17 protein-coding genes and 2 tRNA genes are annotated in these 18,253 nt (G+C 62.6%); 11 read left to right on the forward strand and 8 right to left on the reverse strand.

All coding sequences use genetic code 11. From position 1 onward, the window contains the following. Nucleotides 1-69 precede the first annotated feature (69 nt). A complete protein-coding gene (locus tag H8S34_RS01970) occupies nt 70-2,229 on the forward strand; it encodes a Tex family protein (RefSeq protein WP_101693680.1) in 2,160 nt (719 codons plus the stop codon). Nucleotides 2,230-2,277: 48 nt separating this feature from the next. Next, complete coding sequence (locus H8S34_RS01975; protein ID WP_101693681.1) at nt 2,278-2,655, forward strand: metallopeptidase family protein; 378 nt, start codon at nt 2,278-2,280, stop codon at nt 2,653-2,655. A 78-nt stretch (nt 2,656-2,733) separates the two neighbouring features. Here the strand turns inward: H8S34_RS01975 and H8S34_RS01980 are convergent, their stop codons facing one another. The 3 genes from H8S34_RS01980 to H8S34_RS01990 all read right to left on the reverse strand — a co-directional run bounded on the left by H8S34_RS01980 (nt 2,734) and on the right by H8S34_RS01990 (nt 3,425). Then, a complete protein-coding gene (locus tag H8S34_RS01980; RefSeq protein WP_101693682.1) occupies nt 2,734-3,099 on the reverse strand; it encodes a DUF6483 family protein in 366 nt (121 codons plus the stop codon). Between the two features lie 135 nt (nt 3,100-3,234). Then, nucleotides 3,235-3,318: transfer RNA gene (locus H8S34_RS01985), tRNA-Tyr, on the reverse strand. Nucleotides 3,319-3,349: 31 nt separating this feature from the next. After that, nucleotides 3,350-3,425 (reverse strand) — tRNA-Thr (locus H8S34_RS01990). A 253-nt stretch (nt 3,426-3,678) separates the two neighbouring features. Here H8S34_RS01990 and H8S34_RS01995 point away from each other — a divergent pair. The 9 genes from H8S34_RS01995 to H8S34_RS02035 all read left to right on the forward strand — a co-directional run bounded on the left by H8S34_RS01995 (nt 3,679) and on the right by H8S34_RS02035 (nt 12,045). Beyond that, nucleotides 3,679-3,996 carry a sigma-70 family RNA polymerase sigma factor gene (locus tag H8S34_RS01995; protein WP_243207873.1) on the forward strand — a complete coding sequence of 106 codons (318 nt, stop codon included), beginning with the start codon at nt 3,679-3,681 and terminating at the stop codon, nt 3,994-3,996. A gap of 74 nt (nt 3,997-4,070) precedes the next feature. Continuing rightward, nucleotides 4,071-4,721 (forward strand): HAD family hydrolase, encoded by a 651-nt coding sequence (locus H8S34_RS02000; protein ID WP_101693683.1) that lies wholly within the window; start codon nt 4,071-4,073, stop codon nt 4,719-4,721. Between the two features lie 247 nt (nt 4,722-4,968). Then, entirely contained in the window at nt 4,969-5,835 is an 867-nt protein-coding gene (locus H8S34_RS02005; protein ID WP_186962890.1) for a phosphate ABC transporter substrate-binding protein, read from the forward strand. 245 nt (nt 5,836-6,080) lie between these two features. Beyond that, nucleotides 6,081-6,935 (forward strand): phosphate ABC transporter permease subunit PstC, encoded by an 855-nt coding sequence (gene pstC, locus H8S34_RS02010; protein ID WP_235964190.1) that lies wholly within the window; start codon nt 6,081-6,083, stop codon nt 6,933-6,935. Nucleotides 6,936-6,980: 45 nt separating this feature from the next. After that, nucleotides 6,981-7,844, forward strand: coding sequence for a phosphate ABC transporter permease PstA (gene pstA, locus H8S34_RS02015; RefSeq protein ID WP_101693686.1), 864 nt, complete (start codon nt 6,981-6,983; stop codon nt 7,842-7,844). Between the two features lie 11 nt (nt 7,845-7,855). After that, a complete protein-coding gene (gene pstB / locus H8S34_RS02020) occupies nt 7,856-8,617 on the forward strand; it encodes a phosphate ABC transporter ATP-binding protein PstB (protein ID WP_101693687.1) in 762 nt (253 codons plus the stop codon). A gap of 348 nt (nt 8,618-8,965) precedes the next feature. Beyond that, nucleotides 8,966-9,610: a phosphate signaling complex protein PhoU gene (phoU, locus tag H8S34_RS02025; protein ID WP_101693688.1), complete on the forward strand. Its 645-nt coding sequence runs from the start codon at nt 8,966-8,968 to the stop codon at nt 9,608-9,610. Between the two features lie 22 nt (nt 9,611-9,632). Then, nucleotides 9,633-10,301: a response regulator transcription factor gene (locus H8S34_RS02030; RefSeq protein ID WP_101693689.1), complete on the forward strand. Its 669-nt coding sequence runs from the start codon at nt 9,633-9,635 to the stop codon at nt 10,299-10,301. Nucleotides 10,302-10,314: 13 nt separating this feature from the next. Continuing rightward, entirely contained in the window at nt 10,315-12,045 is a 1,731-nt protein-coding gene (locus tag H8S34_RS02035; RefSeq protein WP_186962891.1) for a sensor histidine kinase, read from the forward strand. Nucleotides 12,046-12,131: 86 nt separating this feature from the next. Here the strand turns inward: H8S34_RS02035 and H8S34_RS02040 are convergent, their stop codons facing one another. The 5 genes from H8S34_RS02040 to H8S34_RS02060 all read right to left on the reverse strand — a co-directional run bounded on the left by H8S34_RS02040 (nt 12,132) and on the right by H8S34_RS02060 (nt 18,206). Next, nucleotides 12,132-13,352 (reverse strand): sensor histidine kinase, encoded by a 1,221-nt coding sequence (locus H8S34_RS02040; protein WP_186962892.1) that lies wholly within the window; start codon nt 13,350-13,352, stop codon nt 12,132-12,134. Further along, on the reverse strand, nt 13,349-14,023 hold the full coding sequence (locus tag H8S34_RS02045; RefSeq protein WP_101693692.1) for a response regulator transcription factor: 675 nt from the start codon (nt 14,021-14,023) through the stop codon (nt 13,349-13,351). The genes H8S34_RS02040 and H8S34_RS02045 overlap by 4 nt, the downstream gene beginning before the upstream one ends. Nucleotides 14,024-14,087: 64 nt before the next feature. Beyond that, nucleotides 14,088-15,956, reverse strand: a complete 1,869-nt coding sequence (locus tag H8S34_RS02050) for an ABC transporter ATP-binding protein (protein WP_243207874.1) — start codon at nt 15,954-15,956, stop codon at nt 14,088-14,090. 7 nt (nt 15,957-15,963) lie between these two features. Next, nucleotides 15,964-17,715: an ABC transporter ATP-binding protein gene (locus H8S34_RS02055; RefSeq protein WP_186962894.1), complete on the reverse strand. Its 1,752-nt coding sequence runs from the start codon at nt 17,713-17,715 to the stop codon at nt 15,964-15,966. Nucleotides 17,716-17,780: 65 nt separating this feature from the next. Further along, nucleotides 17,781-18,206, reverse strand: coding sequence for a MarR family winged helix-turn-helix transcriptional regulator (locus tag H8S34_RS02060; protein ID WP_180956892.1), 426 nt, complete (start codon nt 18,204-18,206; stop codon nt 17,781-17,783). Between the last annotated feature and the right edge of the window lie 47 nt (nt 18,207-18,253).

The raw sequence follows: 18,253 nt of genomic DNA on the forward strand, positions 1-18,253 counted from the left end.
ATCCACCCACTGGACGGACCGCTCTTTTGGGAGTAAAATGGGAGGTATCTCTTGACAAAGGAGTCTCTTATGGATACCATCACCTCTCTTTTGGCCCGGGAGCTGGGCCGGGATGAGGGCCACGTGGCCAACGTGGTCCAGCTCATCGACGAGGGAAACACCATCCCCTTCATCGCCCGCTACCGCAAGGAGCTCCACGGGGCCATGGACGATACCACCCTGCGCACCCTGGCCGACCGGCTCCAGTACCTGCGCAATCTGGACAAGCGCCGGGAGGAGGTCCGCGCCGCCATCGACGGCCAGGGCAAGCTGACCGAGGAGCTCTCGGCCGCCATCGACGCCGCCGCCACCCTGGCCGAGGTGGAGGACCTCTACCGCCCCTATAAGCAGAAGCGGCGCACCCGGGCCACCGTGGCCAAGGAGAAGGGGCTGGAGCCTCTGGCCCAGGCCCTGTTCGCCCTGGGCGGGGCCGTGGACCCCCGGGCTCTGGCGGAAGGGTATGTCAACCCGGAGAAGGGCGTGGAGACGGTGGACGACGCCCTCCAGGGGGCCAGCGACATCCTCGCCGAGGTCATCTCGGACGACGCCGCCCTGCGCAAGAGCCTGCGGGACCTGTACCTCCGCCGGGGGACGCTGGTCTCCCGCGCGGCGGAGAAGGAGCCGGAGGACAGCGTCTACCGGCTGTACTATGACTTCCGCGCCCCCGTGGGCAAGGTCCTGGGCCACCAGGTGCTGGCCATCAACCGGGGCGAGCGGGAGGACATCCTGAAGGCCGGGGTGGAGCTGGACGGCGAGACCGCCCGCATCGCGGTGCGCCGGGCGGTGGTGCCCGGCCGGGCGGCCATGGACTTTGTCCGCGCCGCGGCGGACGACGCCTGGGACCGGCTCCTCAAGCCCTCTCTGGAACGGGAGGTGCGCAATCTCCTCACCGAGCAGGCCAATGAGGGGGCCATCCACAACTTCGGCCTCAACCTCAAGCCCCTGCTCATGCAGCCCCCGGTGAAGGGCAAGGTCACCATGGGTCTGGACCCGGGCTACCGCAACGGCTGCAAGGTGGCCGTGGTGGACGGCACCGGCAAGGTGCTGGACACCGCTGTGGTCTATCCCACCTTCAGCGAGCGGAAGAAGCGGGAGGCCATGGACACCCTCAAAACCCTCATCCGGCGGCACGGGGTGGTCCACATCGCCATCGGCAACGGCACCGCCAGCCGGGAGACCGAGCTCATGACCGCCCAGATGCTCCAGGAGCTCCCCGCCGGGCAGGTGCGCTACATGGTGGTCAGCGAGGCGGGGGCCAGCGTCTACTCGGCCTCCCAGCTGGCCGCGGAGGAGTTCCCCGACTATGACGTGAATCTGCGCAGCGCCGTCTCCATCGCCCGGCGGCTCCAGGACCCCCTGGCCGAGCTGGTGAAGATCGACCCCAAGGCCATCGGCGTGGGCCAGTACCAGCACGATATGCCCCAGGCCCGGCTGGACGAGACCCTCCGGGGCGTGGTGGAGGACTGCGTCAACGCCGTGGGGGTGGACGTGAACACCGCGTCGGTCCCCCTCCTCACCCAGGTGGCCGGCCTCAACAGCACCACCGCCCGCAATGTGGTGAAATACCGGGAGGAGAACGGCCCCTTCACCGCCCGGCGGCAGCTGCTCAAGGTGCCCAAGCTGGGCCCCAAGGCCTTTGAACAGTGCGCCGGCTTCCTGCGGGTGCCCGAGAGCCAGAGCGTACTGGACCACACCGGCGTCCACCCCGAGAGCTACGCCGCCGCCCAGAAGCTGCTGGAGCTGTGCGGCTACACCCTCTCCGACGTGGCGGCCGGGACCCTCTCCCAGCTGAACGAGCGGCTGGATGCCTACGGCCGGGAGGAAGCCGCCGCGGCCTGCGGCGTGGGCCTGCCCACCCTGGAGGACCTGGTCAAGGAGCTCCTCAAGCCCGGCCGGGACCCCCGGGACGAGCTCCCGCCCCCCATCCTGCGCACCGACGTGATGGAGATGAAGGACCTGAAGCCCGGCATGGAGCTCACCGGCACGGTGCGCAACGTCATCGACTTCGGCGCCTTCGTGGACATCGGCGTCCACCAGGACGGCCTGGTCCACATCTCCCAGCTGGGGGTGGACCGCCGGGTCAAGCACCCCTCCGAGGTCCTCTCGGTGGGGGACGTGGTGACCGTCTGGGTCAAGGAGGTGGATGTGGCCAAGAAGCGCATCTCCCTGACCATGCGCCGGCCCAAATAACCGCCCCTTTGATCCCAAACCCGCTATTTCCCCGGAAAGGAGCCTTCCATGATCCTCACCTTTGACGAGACCGGCGCCATTCTGGACGAGCTGGCCGACAGTCTGCCCCCGGATTTTTACCGGGAACTCAACGGCGGCGTCTCCCTCCTGCCCGAGGAACTGCCCGACCCGGCATTTCCCGGGGAAGCCCTCTATATTTTAGGGGAATACTGCCACGACCAGATGGGGCGGTATATCAACCTCTATTACGGTTCCTTCGCCGCCCTGGCCCGGGCGGAGGGCTGGACGCAGGAGGACTGGGAGGAGGAGCTCTATACCACCCTCCTCCACGAGTTCACCCACCACCTGGAGGGTCTGGCCGGAGAAAACGGCCTGGACCGCAAGGACGCCGCCCTTCTGGAGGAACTGCGCGGTCAACTCTCCTGAATTCTCCGAAAACGCACAAAAGCGCCGTGACCAAACCGGTCACGGCGCTCTCTATTTGTATGAATTTGTATGAAACCGTTACAGCGCCAGATCCACGCCGAACTGCCGGGCCATATCCCGCAGGCCCTCCCCCACTTCTTCCCGCTCAAAGCCGCCTGCCTTCAGATCGGCGTCGGAGAAGCGGTTCAGGTGGACATAGAAGTCCACCGCGATCTCCAGATAGCGCAGATCGGAGGGGTCTGCCTCCTCATAGAGCAGATCCTCCGCCTCGTTGAGGCGGTTTTCCTTGAGCAGCTGATCCAGGGCAAACCACAGGCCGTCCGCCTTGGCGTCGGCCTCCAGTCCGCTGGGGGTGTAGTCGGTCCCGGTCTTGCGCAGGACCAGGTGTGCGATGGTAGTGGCCAGCGCATCGGTGGAGCGCACCAGATAATCGTCCTTCAGCATCCTTATGCTCCTCTCTTGAAATTATCTTAAAAAGATACTTGACTTTTATTTTCGTATATGGTATCTTACTAAGAGTCAAGAACATTTGTTCTTTCCAGCTATGAAAAAACGCCCCGCCGATTGGCAGGACGCTTTTGGTGGAGGAGGGTGGATTCGAACCACCGAAGCTAACGCAACAGATTTACAGTCTGCCCCCTTTGGCCACTCGGGAACTCCTCCATATGAACTTTTCAGCCCCTCATTAGGACGGTGGAGCTGGTGGACGGACTCGAACCCCCGACCGGTTGATTACAAATCAACTGCTCTACCAACTGAGCTACACCAGCAAATCAGCTCGTCCACAACGATGCTTAGTTTACCAGACGAATCCCGATTTGTCAACAGTCTTTTTCAAATTTTTTAAAATTTTTTTCACACAGGGAAAGGAGGGGGTTTTATGCCCGTCCCCATCCGGCTCGACCCACTGCGGGACCTGCAGCGCCAGCCCCCTGCGGACTGGTGCCGCCGGTGCGGCGCGGAGCTCTACGGCGAGGAGCGGGAGCTCTGTCCCGCCTGCCGACCCCAAAAGGAGGAATGGATATGGGAGAACCCCGTTACCGCCGGGGCCGGGCCTTTGCGTCCGATATGGCGGTCTACACCCGCACCATCAGCTCGGACAACGGTGCGGAGCACCAGCGCCTCAAGCGGAATCTGATCCGGGCCCTTCAGGAGGAGGTCACCCCCCTCCAGCGGAAATACCTTCTTCTTTATTATAGTGAGGGGCTCAATATGCGGGAGATCGCCGACCGCTTCGGCGTAGAGCGCTCCACCGTCTCCCGCACCATCCACCGGGGGGAGGAGCGCCTGCGCCGGTGCCTGCGCTACGGGGCGGCCGCCCTGCTGGCCCGGAGCGGGTGATTGCCCCAGCCCCCGGTCTGTGTTACAATCAGAGGGAACACCGTCTATCTCAGGAATGCACAGGAGGAATCCCCATGTCCTATCAAGCCGTACTCTTTGACTTTGACTTTACCCTGGCCGACGCCTCGGAGGCCATCGTGGCCGGATTTGAGCACGCCTTCCGGCAGATGGGCCATCCCGCCCCCGATCCTGCCGCGGTCCGGCGCACCATCGGCCTGGTGCTGGAGGACGCCTACACCCAGCTCACCGGTCAGGCCGATCCCGAGGCCCGGGCCCGGTTCCGCGCCCTTTTCTCCGAGGTGGCCGTCCCCATGCAGATCAAGGTGACCCGGATGTTCCCCGGCGCCGCCGAGCTGCTGCGCGCCCTGCACGAGGCCCACATCCCCGCCGCCATCGTCAGCACCAAGCGCGCCTCCACCCTGCGGGAGGTGCTGGGCGCGCGGGAGCTGCTCCCCCTGCTGGCCTCCATTACCGGCGGCGAGGACGTCACCCATCACAAGCCCCACCCCGAGGGACTTCTCAACGCCATCGCCGCTCTGGGACTCACCCCTGGTGAGGTCCTCTACTGCGGCGACACCGTCATCGACGCCGAGGCCGCCCAGCGCGCCGGCGCCCCCTTCTGCGCCGTTCTCAACGGCACCACCCCCGCCGATGCCTTCGGCGCCTTCCCCAGCGTCCACATCGCTCCCGACCTGGTGGAGCTGCGGCAGTGGCTGGGGCTCTGATCCCTTCGTCCACAGTGCACAACACAGAGGCCCCGATCCGGCGGGCCTCTGTGTTTTTTTGCATACGGCGGACATTTCGACGACAAACCACCCAGTTTTGTCTTTCTATCAAATACACCTCCCCCTTTTTCTTTACAAACTCTTTACTGATGTTTGCAGGACTCCTTTACAAAAAATCCGTTATACTGACAGCGTCCTGAAAAAAGGAAACAAAACGTTAGATTGTTTGGATAGGAGATCGAAGAACATGAATAAACTCTTTTCTCTTGCTTTGACCGGCGCTCTTTCCATTGGCCTGCTGGCTGGATGCTCCTCCGGCACTGCCACCACCCCCGCTCCCGACGGCGAGAGCAGCGCCGCTCCTTCCGCTGAGCAGACCACCACCCTCTCCGGTGTGGTGAACACCGACGGCTCCACCTCCATGGAGAGCGTCATGGGCGCTCTGGGCGAGGCCTTCATGGAGCTCAACCCCGACGTGACCGTGGGTTACAGCGGCACCGGCTCCAGCGCCGGCATCACCGCCGCTCTGGACGGCACCGCCGACATCGGTCTGGCCAGCCGTGACCTGAAGGATTCCGAGACCGGCGTCGAGGCCATCACCGTGGCCAAGGACGGCATCGCCATCATCGTCAACCCCCAGAACCCCGTTTCCGACCTGTCCATCGAGCAGATCGCTCAGCTCTTCACCGGTGAGATCACCAACTGGTCCGAGGTGGGCGGCAACGACGGCACCGTGGTGCCCATCGGCCGTGAGGCCGGCTCCGGCACCCGCGACGGCTTCGAGTCCATCACCGGCACCGAGGACGCCTGCAAGTACACCAACGAGCTGACCTCCACCGGCGAGGTGATCGCCAACGTGGCCTCCAACCCCAACGCCATCGGCTATGCCTCCCTCTCCGCTGTGGATGACACCATCAAGGCCATCACTGTGGGCGGCGTGGCTGCCACCGAGGAGACCGTGCTCGACGGTACTTACGCCATCCAGCGTAACTTCAACTTCATCATCAACAGCGACAAGGAGCTGTCTGAGGCGGCCCAGGCCTTCGTGGACTTCGCTACCTCCGCCGATGCCTCCGACCTGATCACCGGTGCCGGCGCCGTGCCTCTGGCCTGATCCATACCCCGATCCTGATGAACTCCCTCCGTCGGAGTGTCACTGTGGAGCGACCGCGAGGCGGGTGACCCCGCCCCGCGGTCTCCCCGCGCGCGGCACCCGGAGAGAGTTTTTTGAATGTCTTCCGGCCTCCGGCCGGATTTTGAAGAAAGGTGGAACCCATCCAAATGGACGAACATCTCAGCTATGTGCCCGGCGCGGAGCAGACCGCGCCCAAGCCGCAGCATAGAAGCCCCCTGCGCGTCATGGAGTGCGTGATGCATGCTCTCTTCCTCTTGTGCGGCCTCATTGCCATTGCTTTCGTGCTCTTTATCAGCTTCTATCTGATCCTCTCCGGGCTGCCCGCCATCCGCACCATCGGACTGACGGAGTTCCTCTTCGGCCAGACCTGGGCCTCCACCGCCGCAGAGCCGCAGTTCGGCATCCTGCCCTTCATCCTCACCTCCATCTACGGCACCGCAGGGGCCATCCTGCTGGGGGTGCCGGTGGGCTTCCTCACCGCCGTGTTCCTGGCCAAGGTGGCCCCCCGGAAGGTGGCCGCCGTGGTGCGTCCCGCCATCGACCTGCTGGCCGGTATCCCCTCGGTGGTCTACGGCCTGATCGGCATGATGGTGCTGGTCCCCGCGGTGCGGGAGCTCTTCAACCTGCCCGACGGCGCCAGCCTCTTCTGCGCCATCATCGTGCTGGCCATCATGATCCTGCCCTCCATCGTCAGCGTCTCTGAGACCGCGCTCCACGCGGTTCCCAAGGAGTACGAGGAGGCCAGCCTGGCCCTGGGCGCCACCGAGATCGAGACCTATTTCCGCGTCTCGGTCCCCGCCGCCAAGAGCGGCATCGCCGCCTCCATCGTCATGGGCATCGGCCGCGCCATCGGCGAGGCCATGGCCGTCATCATGGTGGCCGGCAACGTGGCCAATATGCCCTCCCTCTTCTCCTCGGTCCGCTTCCTCACCACCGCCGTGGCCAGTGAGATGAGCTATGCCGCTGTGGGTTCCCTCCAGCAGCAGGCCCTCTTCTCCATTGCGCTGGTGCTCTTCCTGTTCATCATGCTAATCAATGTGATCCTCAACCTCCTGCTCAAGTGGAAGCGGGAAGCCTGATCCGGTCCCCCGGCTTGGATTTTACGGAAAGGAATGATATACTAAATGGAACTCCAGACTCTTTCCGGCGCCCGGAAGGCCTATGACCGCACACTGCGCTTTCTGCTCTACTTCTCCGCCTTCCTCACCTGTGCGCTGCTGCTGTTCATCATCGGCTATATCTTTATCAAGGGTCTCCCCCATGTGACCTGGGAGCTGCTCTCCACCAAACCCAGCTACATCCGGGACACCATCGGAATTCTGCCCAACATCCTCAACACCGTCTTTATTGTGGCCGTCACCCTCATCATCACCCTGCCCCTGGGCGTGGGTGCGGCGGTCTACCTCACGGAATATGCCCAGAACCGCCGGCTGGTCTCGGCCATCGAGTTTGCCACCGAGACCCTCACGGGCATCCCCTCCATCATCTTCGGTCTGGTGGGCATGCTCTTCTTCTGTAATTTTCTCTCTCTGGGCAAGTCCCTGCTGGCCGGCTCCCTGACCCTGGTCATCGTGACCCTGCCCACCATCATCCGCACCACCCAGGAGTCCCTCAAGACCGTGCCCCAGAGCTACCGGGAGGGCGCGCTGGGCCTGGGCTCGGGCAAGTGGCACATGATCCGCACCCTCGTGCTCCCCTCCTCGGTGGACGGCATCGTCACCGGATGCATCCTGGCGGTGGGCCGCATCGTGGGCGAGTCGGCCGCTCTGCTCTTCACGGCCGGCATGGGCATGACCCTGAACAACTTCTTCACCGCCGACGGTTTTCTCCACAGCTCCGGGGCCAGCCTGACCGTGGCCCTGTACGTCTACGCCAAGGAGCGGGCCGAGTTTGACGTGGCCTTTGGCATCGCCGCCATCCTGATGCTCCTGACCCTGCTGATCAATCTGTCCGCCAAGCTGGTGGGCCGCAAGCTCCGCCACAAATAAGGAGGTCCCCCATGAACGAAACTACCATTCTCTCCGCGGAAAAGCTGAATCTCTACTACGGCGCCGCCCACGCCCTGAAGGATGTGGACATCGCCATTCCCGAGCGGCAGGTCACCGCCCTCATCGGTCCCTCCGGCTGCGGCAAGTCCACCTTCCTCAAGACCCTGGACCGGATGAACGACCTGGTCCCCGGCGTGCGCATCGAGGGAACCGTCTCCTACCGGGGACAGGACATCTACGCCCCGTCCGTGGATGTGACCTGGCTGCGCAAGCAGATCGGCATGGTCTTCCAGAAGCCCAACCCCTTCCCCATGTCCATCTACGACAACATCGCCTACGGTCCCCGCACCCACGGCATCAAGAACAAGAGCCAGCTGGACGACATCGTGGAGCAGTCCCTCCGGGGCGCCGCCATCTGGGACGAGGTGAAGGACCGCCTCAAGAAGTCCGCCCTGGGCCTCTCCGGCGGCCAGCAGCAGCGTATCTGCATCGCCCGCGCCCTGGCGGTGGAGCCCGACGTCCTCCTCATGGACGAGGCCACCTCCGCCCTGGACCCCATCTCCACCTCCAAGATCGAGGACCTGATCTCCGACCTGAAGGACAAGTATACCATCGTCATCGTGACCCACAACATGCAGCAGGCCACCCGCGTCTCAGACAAGTGCGCCTTCTTCCTGCTGGGCGAGCTGATCGAGTTCGGCAACACCACCGACCTCTTCTCCATGCCCAAGGACAAGCGCACCGAGGACTACATCACCGGCCGTTTCGGTTAATCCCGCCTATTCCGCTCCCCGCTTTGGGGAGCGGAAGCGTGTCGATAAAGTGCATTTCTGCGGTTTGTGCTGCAAGAGCCTCGCAGAGTTCCGCCGTCCGCAGACGGCGGAAGAGAGTGGGATCGTGTTTTCCGGCGGCATGCACGTCGGAAAACACCCCTCTCAGACCGCAAGTGTGCGAGCGTCAGCGAGTGCATGCGGCGGCCTGCATCCCCTCGAAAAAATGCCTGCATTTTTGAGAAGCGTGTCGAGGTTTCTCGACACGCCCTTCCGCTCCCCGCTTTGGGGAGCGTTTTCCCATGCGGACGCGCCGCGTCCCCATTCTTACTCACAAGGAGGAACCCCACCATGCGTAAAACCTTTGACGCCGAGCTCCAGGAGCTGGGCGCGGAAATGATCGACATGGCCGCCGCCGCCGAGGACGCCATCGACCTGGTCACCACCTCCCTGGCCGCCCCCGACGACCGGCAGGCCAAAGAGGCCATCCATATGACCCAGAGCATGGACCGGATGGAGCGGGACATCGAAAACCGCTGCCTGCGCCTGCTGCTCCAGCAGCAGCCCGTGGCCCGGGACCTGCGTACCATCTCGGCCGCCCTGAAGATGGTCACCGATCTCCAGCGCATCGGCGACCAGTGCGCCAACATCGCCGAGATCTCCCTGCTGCTGGATAAGCGCCAGCCCGTCCCCAGCCACATCCGGGAGATGAGCAGCAAGGCCAGCGGCATGGTCAAGCGCGCCATCTTTGCCTACGTCAACCGGGAGGAGACCGCCGCCCGGGAGGTCATTGGCCTGGACGACGCGGTGGATGAGCTCTTCCAGTCGGTGAAGGGCGATCTGGTGGCCCTCATCCGGGAGGACCGGGAGAACGCCGACCCGGCCATCGACCTCATCATCATCGCCAAATACTTGGAGCGCATCGCCGACCACGCCGTGAACATCGCCCAGTGGGCCATCTACTGCGTCACCGGTACCCTGGTCGAGACCAATTAAACCCGAGGGAGGCTGCCACCCCATGTCCACCAATACCATCGTCGTCGTGGAGGACGACAGCAGCATCCGGGAGATGCTGCGCTACTATTTCCAATCCACCGGCAACGAGGTGCGCACCTATGAGAGCGGCGAGGAGTTCTTCGCCGCCGAGCAGGGCCGCCCCGCTCCCTCCATCTACCTGCTGGACATCATGCTGCCCGGCATGGACGGCCTGGAGATCCTGCGCCGCCTGCGCGCCAGTCTGACCACCGCCGATGTGCCCGTCATCATGCTCACCGCCCGCACCGCCGAGATGGACCGGGTAGCCGGGCTGGAGAGCGGCGCGGACGACTATGTGGTCAAGCCCTTCGGCCTGATGGAGCTTCAGGCCCGCATCAAGGCGGTGCTCCGCCGCACCCAGCGGGAATCCCCCGTCCTGCGCTGCGGCGACCTGGAGATCAACACCACCGCCCGCACCGTGCTCCGCGCCGGTGTGCCCGTGGAGCTGACCTATAAGGAATTTGAGCTGCTGCGCCTGCTGGCTGTCCACCGGGGCGCGGTACTCAGCCGGGACGAGATCCTGCGCACCGTCTGGGATTACGACTTCACCGGCGAGACCCGCACCGTGGATATGCACGTCAAGGCCCTGCGCCAGAAGCTGGGGGACGATGTGATCGCCACCGTCCGCGGCGTGGGCTACAAGCTGAACTAGAGGAGGGCGGAAGATGAAAAAAAAGCTGATTTTTTCCACACTTTTGATTGTACTGGCCGCTCTTCTGGTCTCCAATGCGGCGGGGTGCTGGTTCCTCTATGAGCAGGAGCGGCGGGACTCCACCCAGTCCCTGCGGGAGCTGCTCATCCTCATGGACAGCCAGAGCCAGATCACCAATGCCGACAGCGCCGCCGAGCAGTTCCACCAGGCCGCGCCCGACAAGCGCCTGACCATCATCACCCCCGACGGCACCGTCCTGGTAGACACCAAGGCGGACGCCGATCAGCTGGAGGATCACGCCAACCGCCCCGAGGTCATCACGGCCCTCTCCACCGGCTGGGGCGCTGACGTGCGCTCCTCCGACACGGTGGGCGTGCCCATGCTCTATGTGGCCAAGAAGTTCACCGACGGCATGATCGGCCGGGCCTCCATGCCGCTCTCCTCCATCGAGAGTCTGGTCTGGCAGAGCGTCACCGGCTTTCTCATCGCCTCGGTGGTGGCCCTCCTGCTCTCCCTCCTGCTGGCCCGCCGGATGGCCCAGAAGGTGCTGGAGCCCCTCAACGCCGTGGGCGGCGCCCTGACCGGCGTGCTCTCGGGCGCGTCCACCACCACGCTGGACGCCTTCCAGGGGGACGATGAGCTGCACCCCATCCTGCGCTACATCGACAAGCTGGTGGAGCGGCTGAGCGGCTCCATCCACAACCTCACCGTGGAGCGGGACAAGGTCAATCTCATCCTGGACTGCATGGACGAGGGCTTCCTCCTCCTGGACGAGGACGGCGGGCTCCTGGCCAGCAACCGGGCCGCCCGGAACCTCTTCGGCGTTCCGGAGGACTCCAGCGACGCGGCCGGGCTCCTGGTACTCACCCGCAGCCGCCGCCTGCGGGAGGCCACCGAGCAGTGCCACCGGCAGAAGAGCCCCGTCATGCTGGACGTGGACGACCTGCCCCTGCCCGGGCGCAGCCTGCGCTTCTTCCTCTCCCCGGTCTCCGGGCGGCAGTATGAGGGGGAGAATGTGGGGACCTCCATCCTCATCTCCGACGTGACCGAGATCAAGGCCGCCGAGCGCATCCGGGCCGACTTCACCGCCAACGTCTCCCACGAGCTCAAGACCCCTCTCACCTCCATCAAGGGCTTCACCGACATGCTCTCCAGCGGGATGGTGACCTCGGCGGAGGATCAGAAGCGCTTCTCCTCCCTCATCGGGGTGGAGGTGGACCGCCTCATCGCCCTCATCAACGACATCCTCAAGCTCTCCGAGCTGGAGTCCCTCACCATGGAGCAGGGGGAGGAATCCGCCCCCGTCCTGGCCACCGCCCAGGAGGTGCGGGAGCTGCTGGACCTCAAGGCCAAAGAGTCCGACATCACCTTTACCGTGGAGGGCGAGGAGTGTTCCGCCGCCATCTCCGCCCCCCGGCTCAAGGAGGTCATCCTCAACCTGGCGGAAAACGGCCTCAAGTATAACCGCCCCGGCGGACGCCTCACCATCACCGTCACGCCCGGAACCAACCAGGTGACCCTGCAGGTGGCCGACTCCGGACTGGGCATCCCCGCCGAGGATCAGGCCCGGGTCTTTGAGCGGTTCTACCGGGTGGACAAGGGCCGCTGCCGCAAGGACGGCGGCACCGGCCTGGGGCTGGCCATCGTCAAGCACATCGTGGCCCTCTACCATGGCTCCATCGAGCTCAAGAGCCAGGTGGACGTGGGCTCCACCTTCTCCATCACCCTGCCGAAAGCGGTGTGAGCCCCTCTCTCCCGACGGCATAACAAATGCCCTGAGGAAGTCTTTTTAGACTTCCTCCGGGCATTCTTTTTTGTGGTATGGCTATTTCAGGGCCACCCGGAATCCGATGGTGGTGCCCTTCTGGTAGGCCGTGATCTCCCCCGGTGCTTTTTGGCGATGGACTGGGCGATGGACAGGCCCACGCCAAAGCTGCCGGAAAAGGTCCGGGCCTTGTCCGCCCGGTAAAACCGGTCGAAGAGGCGGTCCAGCTCCAGCGTTCCCACCTCCGCATAGGTGTTCTCCACCGTGAGGACCGGGTGCCGCCGCTGGGAGAGGGTCACCTGAATCCGCCCTCCCGGGTCGCAGTATTTCAGGGCGTTATCCAGCAGGATGGCGGTCAAGCGCCGGATGAGCGCCTCGTCCCCGCAGTAGGTCACGCGGGGCTCAAAGGCCGCCGTGAGGGTCTTGTTCCGCTCGGCCGCCAGGCTCTGGAACTCCGAGACGGTATCGGTCACCGCGCCGCTCAGATCAAAGGCGGTGCACTCCAGCGGGGTGTCGCTCTCAGCCATCCGGGACAGGGTGACCATCTGGTTGATGAGCAGGCCCATCCGCTCTCCCTCGCTGCGGATGTCGTCCAGCCACTCGTTCTTTCCCACCTCCGATTCCACGATGTCCAGATTGGACAAGATCAGGGTCAGGGGCGTTTTCAGCTCGTGGTTGGCGTCGGTGATGAACTGCTTTTGCTTTTCATAGCTGTCCGCGATGGGGCGCACCGCCCGCTTGGAGATGATGATGGTCAGCCCCAGAATGAGGACGGCGCTCCCCAGCAGGACCAGAAAGGCCGTGAAGAGCAGACGGTTGGTCACGTTCTGATTCATGGCCCCGTTGACGAACACCATGGTGGAGCCCGTGTCGGTCCGGACCACCTTGTAGCGGTAATCCGCGATCCAGCCCCGCTCGGCGCGCTCCTTCACGGCGCGCTTGACATAGTTTTCCACCTCCGACTCCGAGATGGAGGAAATGGAGTCGATGTTGACCCGGTCGATCTCCTGCCGGTCATCCAGCCAGACCGTAAAAAAGCGGGTGCTGAACTGGGTCTCGGCCGTAATGACGTCGGAGTAGGGGAACTGGGAGGGCGGGCGCTTTTCCAGGGGATCAAACTTGGGAAAGACGCCGTCATTGGAGGAAATGGCGTCGGTGAGGGTGTCCATGGTGCGCTTCATCTGCACCCGGCTGAAAATGAGAATCAGCAGGAAGATGCCAAAGAACACCACAAAGATGGAGGCGGCGCTGATGAGAATGAACCGCCGGCGCAGATTCCGGATCATGCCTTGACCTCCAGCACATAGCCCGCGTTGCGCACAAAGCGGATCTCCAGCGGGGCCTGGAGGGCGGCGATCTTCTTGCGCAGGTTGGAGATATGTACCCAGACCACGCTGGTGTCCACATTGGTGTCCCACCCCCACAGGTGGGTGATGAACCGCTCGGTGGGCAGGATGGTGTTGGGGGCCTGCATCATCATCTCCAGCAGCTGGAACTCCTTGCCGCTGAGGGACTGCACCCGCTCCTGATACCCCAGCTGATAGGTGGAGCGGTTGAGGGTCACCGGACCCAGAGAGAGCAGGTCGGGCAGATAGGTGTCCTTTCTGCGCAGCATGGCCCGCACCCGGGCCAGCAGCTCCGCGGTGGAAAAGGGCTTGGGCAGATAGTCGTCCGCGCCGGCGTCCAGCCCCTCCACCCGCTGGGATACCTCTGTGCGCGCCGTCAAAAAGAGGGCTGGGGTGGTGACCCCCTCCTTCCGCAGGGTCTGAAGCACCTTCAAACCGTCCAGGCCCGGCATCATGATATCCAGGATCAGCCCGTCATACTCCTGGGACTGCCCGTGGGCCAGCGCGTCCTCTCCGTTGGGGACTCCGTCCACGCAGAACTTGTTGCTCTCGAATATATGCACCAGCGACTTGAGCAGCTTGGGGTCATCCTCTGCTACCAGCAGTCTCATAGGTCCACCTCCCCGTTTTTCTACTCCAGTATAGCACACCTGCCTTAAAATAGCCTAAAGGAGTTTACTCCAGTTCAAAGGCGCCTGTGTAGAGGTGATAATATACGCCCTTCTTCTCCAAGAGGCTCTCATGGGTGCCGCGCTCGATGATCCTGCCGTGATCCAGCACCATGATGACGTCGGAATTCATGATGGTGGAAAGCCGGTGGGCAATCACGAACACGGTCCTCCCCTCCATCAGGCGGTCCATGCCGCTCTGTACCAGGGCCTCCGTTCGGGTGTCGATGGAGGATGTGGCCTCGTCCAAAATCATGACCGGGGGATCGGTCACAGCCGCCCGGGCGATGGAGATCAGCTGGCGCTGTCCCTGGGACAGGCCGCCGCCATCCCCCTGGAGCACGGTCTGATAGCCGTCCGGGAGCATCATAATGAAATTGTGCGCGTTTGCCAGCTTGGCCGCCTGGATGCACACCTCATCGGAGGCGTCCGGGTTGCCGTATCGCAGATTTTCCATCACCGTTCCGGTAAACAGGTTCACATCCTGCAGCACGATCCCCAGCGAGCGGCGGAGGTCCGCCTTTTTGATCTGGCCGATCTCGATTCCGTCGTAGCAGATCTGGCCCCGGTCGATCTCATAGAATCGGTTGATGAGGTTGGTAATGGTGGTCTTTCCCGCGCCGGTCGCCCCGACGAACGCGATCTTCTGCCCGGGCTGCGCGTACAGGCTGATGTCCTGCAAAACCGGCTTATCGGGCACATAGCCGAAGTCCACATGATCCAGAACAATCCTGCCCTCCAGCTTGGTCAGGGAGGAGCCGCCGCGGCCGGGCTGCTTCCAGGCCCAGGTGCCGGTGTGCTCCCGTGTCTCTTCCAGAACCCCGTTCCGCTCCGTGGCATTGACCAGGGTCACACGGCCCAGATCCTCTTCCGGCTGCTCATCCATCAGGGCAAAGATCCGCGCCGCACCGGCCAGGGCCATGACGATGGAGTTGAACTGGTTGGATATCTGGGAGATGGGGCTGGTAAAGCTGCGGGACAGGGTGAGGAAGGAGGCGATCATGCCCAGCGTCACCGTTTTGACTCCGAATATACTCAGGTTGGTTACGCCGTCAATGGCCATCCAGGCTCCCACCACCGCAACGATCACATATTGCAGGTAGCCCAGGGCGTTCATCATGGGCATCATGGTATTGGCGTATCCGTTGGCGCTGGCAGAGCTGTGCTCCCAGGCCGTATTCTTCTCCCGGAAGATCTCCTTGGCCTGGCGCTCGTGGCAGAATACTTTGACCACCTTCTGCCCGTGGACTATCTCCTCGATGTAGCCGTTCAGATCGCCCAGCGACATCTGCTGCTGGATGAAGTAGTATCCGCTCTTCCCCACGATCCCCTTGATCAGAAACAGGCTCACCGCCACCGCCGCCACCACAATGGCGGTCAGATACACGCTCAGGTAGAGCATGCAGCAAAAGACCGCCGCAATGGTGCACACCGAGGAGACCAGCTGGGCCAGGGACTGGGCAATCATCTGCCGGAGGGTATCCGTATCATTGGTATACCGGCTCATGATATCCCCGTGGGTATGGGTGTCAAAATAGGATACAGGCAGGTCCTGCATCTTGGCGAACATCTCGTCCCGGATCTGCTTCAGGGTCCCCTGGGCGATGGTCACCATGGTCCGGTTGTAGATCCAGGTGGCCAGGACGCCCACCAGATAGACCACCGCCATCACCCCCAGCGCCTTGAGCAGGGGCCCAAAGACCGGGGAGGTCTGTCCCAGCAGCGGCACGATGTAGCCGTCGATCAGGGTCTGGATGAACACCGAGGAGGCCGCACTGGCCACCGCCGAGAGTATGATACAGACCGTAACCACCGCCATCTGCTTCTGATAGCGCTTCAAATAGGAGAGGATTCGTTTTGCGGTTTTCCAATCCATTCCTTGCCTAAGCATGGCACCCACTTCCTTTCTGCTGGGATTCAAATACTTCCCGATAGATGGCGCTCTCCTTCAGCAGCTCTTCGTGCTTTCCGATGGCGGAGATCTTTCCGTCATCCAGGACGATGATCTGGTCGGCGTGCTGCACGGAGGAGATCCGCTGGGCAATGATGATCTTGGTGGTCTGGGGGAGATATTCCGCAAAGGCCTTTTGGATCAACGCGTCTGTCTTGGTGTCCACCGCGCTGGTGGAGTCGTCCAGGATCAAGATCTTGGGATTTTTCAGCAGGGCTCTGGCAATGCATAGGCGCTGCTTCTGTCCGCCGGATACGTTGGTACCGCCCTGCTCGATATGGGTGTCATATCCCTTGGGCATGGCGGAGATGAACTCGTCCGCACAGGCCAGGCGGCAGGCCTCCTGCATCTCCTCCTCGGTGGCGTTCTCATTGCCCCACCGCAGGTTCTCCCGGATGGTCCCGGAGAAGAGCTCATTCTTTTGCAGCACCATGGCCACCGCGTTGCGCAGGGTGTCCAGGTCATAGCGCCGCACATCCACGCCGCCGACCAGCACCGCCCCGGCGCTCACATCATACAGCCGGGGGATCAGCTGTACAAAGGAGCTCTTGGAGGAGCCGGTTCCTCCGATGATCCCCACGGTCTGGCCCGCTTGGATGGTCACGTTTGCCTGGTCAATGACCTTCTTCCCCGCCTTGGAGGCATAGACAAAGTCCACATTCTGATAGCAGATGCTTCCGTCCCGCACCTGGCGGACCGGATCCTTCGGATTCTGAATGTCCGACGTCTCCTGCAGCAGCTCCGAGATACGCTCCGCAGAGGACTGGGCAATGGTCATCATGGCGAACACCATGGAGAGCATCATCAGGCTCATCAGGATCTGGATGGCGTAGCTGAACAGGGCCGTCAGGTCTCCGGTGGTCAGTCCAAGGGCTGCGTTGTTCCCGCTTGCCACAATGGCCTTCGCGCCCAGCCAGGAGATCAGCAGCATGCTCAGATACAGGCAAAACTGGAGCAGCGGCGTATTGAGCGAGATGAGGCGCTCCGCCTTTGCAAAATCTTGATAGATCCGCTCGGAAACCCGGTCAAACTTCTCAATCTCCTTGCTCTGCTGGTGGAAGGATTTGACCACCCGCACGCCCCGCAGATTCTCCTGCACCACATTGTTGAGCCGGTCGTAATTTTCAAACACTTTCTGAAAGATCGGGTGTACGGTGCGGACGATCAGGATCAGGCCAATGCCCAGCACCGGGATCAGCGCCAGGAACACCAGGGAGATCCCCCGGTTGATCCGGAAGGACACCACCATGGCAAACAGAATCATGAATGGGCCGCGCATGGCCAGCTTAATGAGCATCTGATAGGCGTTTTGTACATTGGTCACGTCTGTGGTCAGTCTTGTGACAATGGACGAGGTGGAGAACTTGTCGATGTTGGAAAAGGAAAAAGTCTGGACATTGTCGTACATGTCCTGCCGGAGGTTGGCCGCAAAGCCGGCCGCCGATCTTGCGGCCGCCAGGGCGGAGCCCATTCCGGTCATGAGCTGAAGCAGGGCAAACACCACCAGCGCCAGACCATACTTCAGCACCAGGTTCATCTCCCCCTGTTCCACGCCCCGGTCGATGAGCTCGGCCATGCACAGGGGGATCACAATTTCAAACACCACTTCAAACAGGGTCAGGCCGATGGTGAGCAGGGATGTCTTTTTGTACCCACGCAGGCTTTTCCAAAGGGTTTTGATCATATGCTTCTCCTTTTATTTTGTAGCTAGCTACACTTTCGGGTAAAAAAACGCCGCCTGGCGGCGTTTCAGGTGAGGTTATGGTAGATCTGCTCCAGCAGCCGGTGCAGCTCGCTTCTGCTCCGGGCATCCATGCCCTTGACCAGCTTTTCTTCCAGCGAGGCGATATCATGGCGTATCTCCACAAAAGCCGCCTCGGCCCGGGGGGTCAGCGCGGCGATCTTGTTGCGCTTATCCCGCTCATCCACATAGCAGTGCAGATACCCGTTTTTCTCCATGCGGGTGATCAGTCCCACCACGGTAGGATGCGATACATCCAGAGATTCCTCAATGAATTTCTGCGTGGCGGAACCGCCCGCGGCAAACACACATTCCAGCACCCGCACCTGCGAAAGGGTCAAATTGCGGGCTTTCAGGGAGGAATCTGCATCCACTTTGATCTTCTCTGTGATCTGTTTCAGCAGATACCCAATTTCTTTCTGTTCCAACTGCAATCGCTCACCTCCAAACATGTAGCGCGCTACATATTATAGACAGCAAA

Origin of the sequence: Pseudoflavonifractor hominis, assembly GCF_014288125.1 — a bacterium.
Lineage (GTDB): Bacteria > Bacillota > Clostridia > Oscillospirales > Oscillospiraceae > Pseudoflavonifractor_A > Pseudoflavonifractor_A gallinarum.

Excerpts from the sequence above, each read along its gene's own strand:
- H8S34_RS01970 (WP_101693680.1), top strand. The coding sequence starts at position 70 with ATGGATACCATCACCTCTCTTTTGGCCCGGGAGCTGGGCCGGGATGAG.
- H8S34_RS01975 (WP_101693681.1), top strand. The coding sequence starts at position 2,278 with ATGATCCTCACCTTTGACGAGACCGGCGCCATTCTGGACGAGCTGGCC.
- H8S34_RS01980 (WP_101693682.1), bottom strand. The coding sequence starts at position 3,099 with ATGCTGAAGGACGATTATCTGGTGCGCTCCACCGATGCGCTGGCCACT.
- H8S34_RS01995 (WP_243207873.1), top strand. The coding sequence starts at position 3,679 with ATGGGAGAACCCCGTTACCGCCGGGGCCGGGCCTTTGCGTCCGATATG.
- H8S34_RS02000 (WP_101693683.1), top strand. The coding sequence starts at position 4,071 with ATGTCCTATCAAGCCGTACTCTTTGACTTTGACTTTACCCTGGCCGAC.
- H8S34_RS02005 (WP_186962890.1), top strand. The coding sequence starts at position 4,969 with ATGAATAAACTCTTTTCTCTTGCTTTGACCGGCGCTCTTTCCATTGGC.
- pstC (WP_235964190.1), top strand. The coding sequence starts at position 6,081 with ATGGAGTGCGTGATGCATGCTCTCTTCCTCTTGTGCGGCCTCATTGCC.
- pstA (WP_101693686.1), top strand. The coding sequence starts at position 6,981 with ATGGAACTCCAGACTCTTTCCGGCGCCCGGAAGGCCTATGACCGCACA.
- pstB (WP_101693687.1), top strand. The coding sequence starts at position 7,856 with ATGAACGAAACTACCATTCTCTCCGCGGAAAAGCTGAATCTCTACTAC.
- phoU (WP_101693688.1), top strand. The coding sequence starts at position 8,966 with ATGCGTAAAACCTTTGACGCCGAGCTCCAGGAGCTGGGCGCGGAAATG.
- H8S34_RS02030 (WP_101693689.1), top strand. The coding sequence starts at position 9,633 with ATGTCCACCAATACCATCGTCGTCGTGGAGGACGACAGCAGCATCCGG.
- H8S34_RS02035 (WP_186962891.1), top strand. The coding sequence starts at position 10,315 with ATGAAAAAAAAGCTGATTTTTTCCACACTTTTGATTGTACTGGCCGCT.
- H8S34_RS02040 (WP_186962892.1), bottom strand. The coding sequence starts at position 13,352 with ATGATCCGGAATCTGCGCCGGCGGTTCATTCTCATCAGCGCCGCCTCC.
- H8S34_RS02045 (WP_101693692.1), bottom strand. The coding sequence starts at position 14,023 with ATGAGACTGCTGGTAGCAGAGGATGACCCCAAGCTGCTCAAGTCGCTG.
- H8S34_RS02050 (WP_243207874.1), bottom strand. The coding sequence starts at position 15,956 with ATGGATTGGAAAACCGCAAAACGAATCCTCTCCTATTTGAAGCGCTAT.
- H8S34_RS02055 (WP_186962894.1), bottom strand. The coding sequence starts at position 17,715 with ATGATCAAAACCCTTTGGAAAAGCCTGCGTGGGTACAAAAAGACATCC.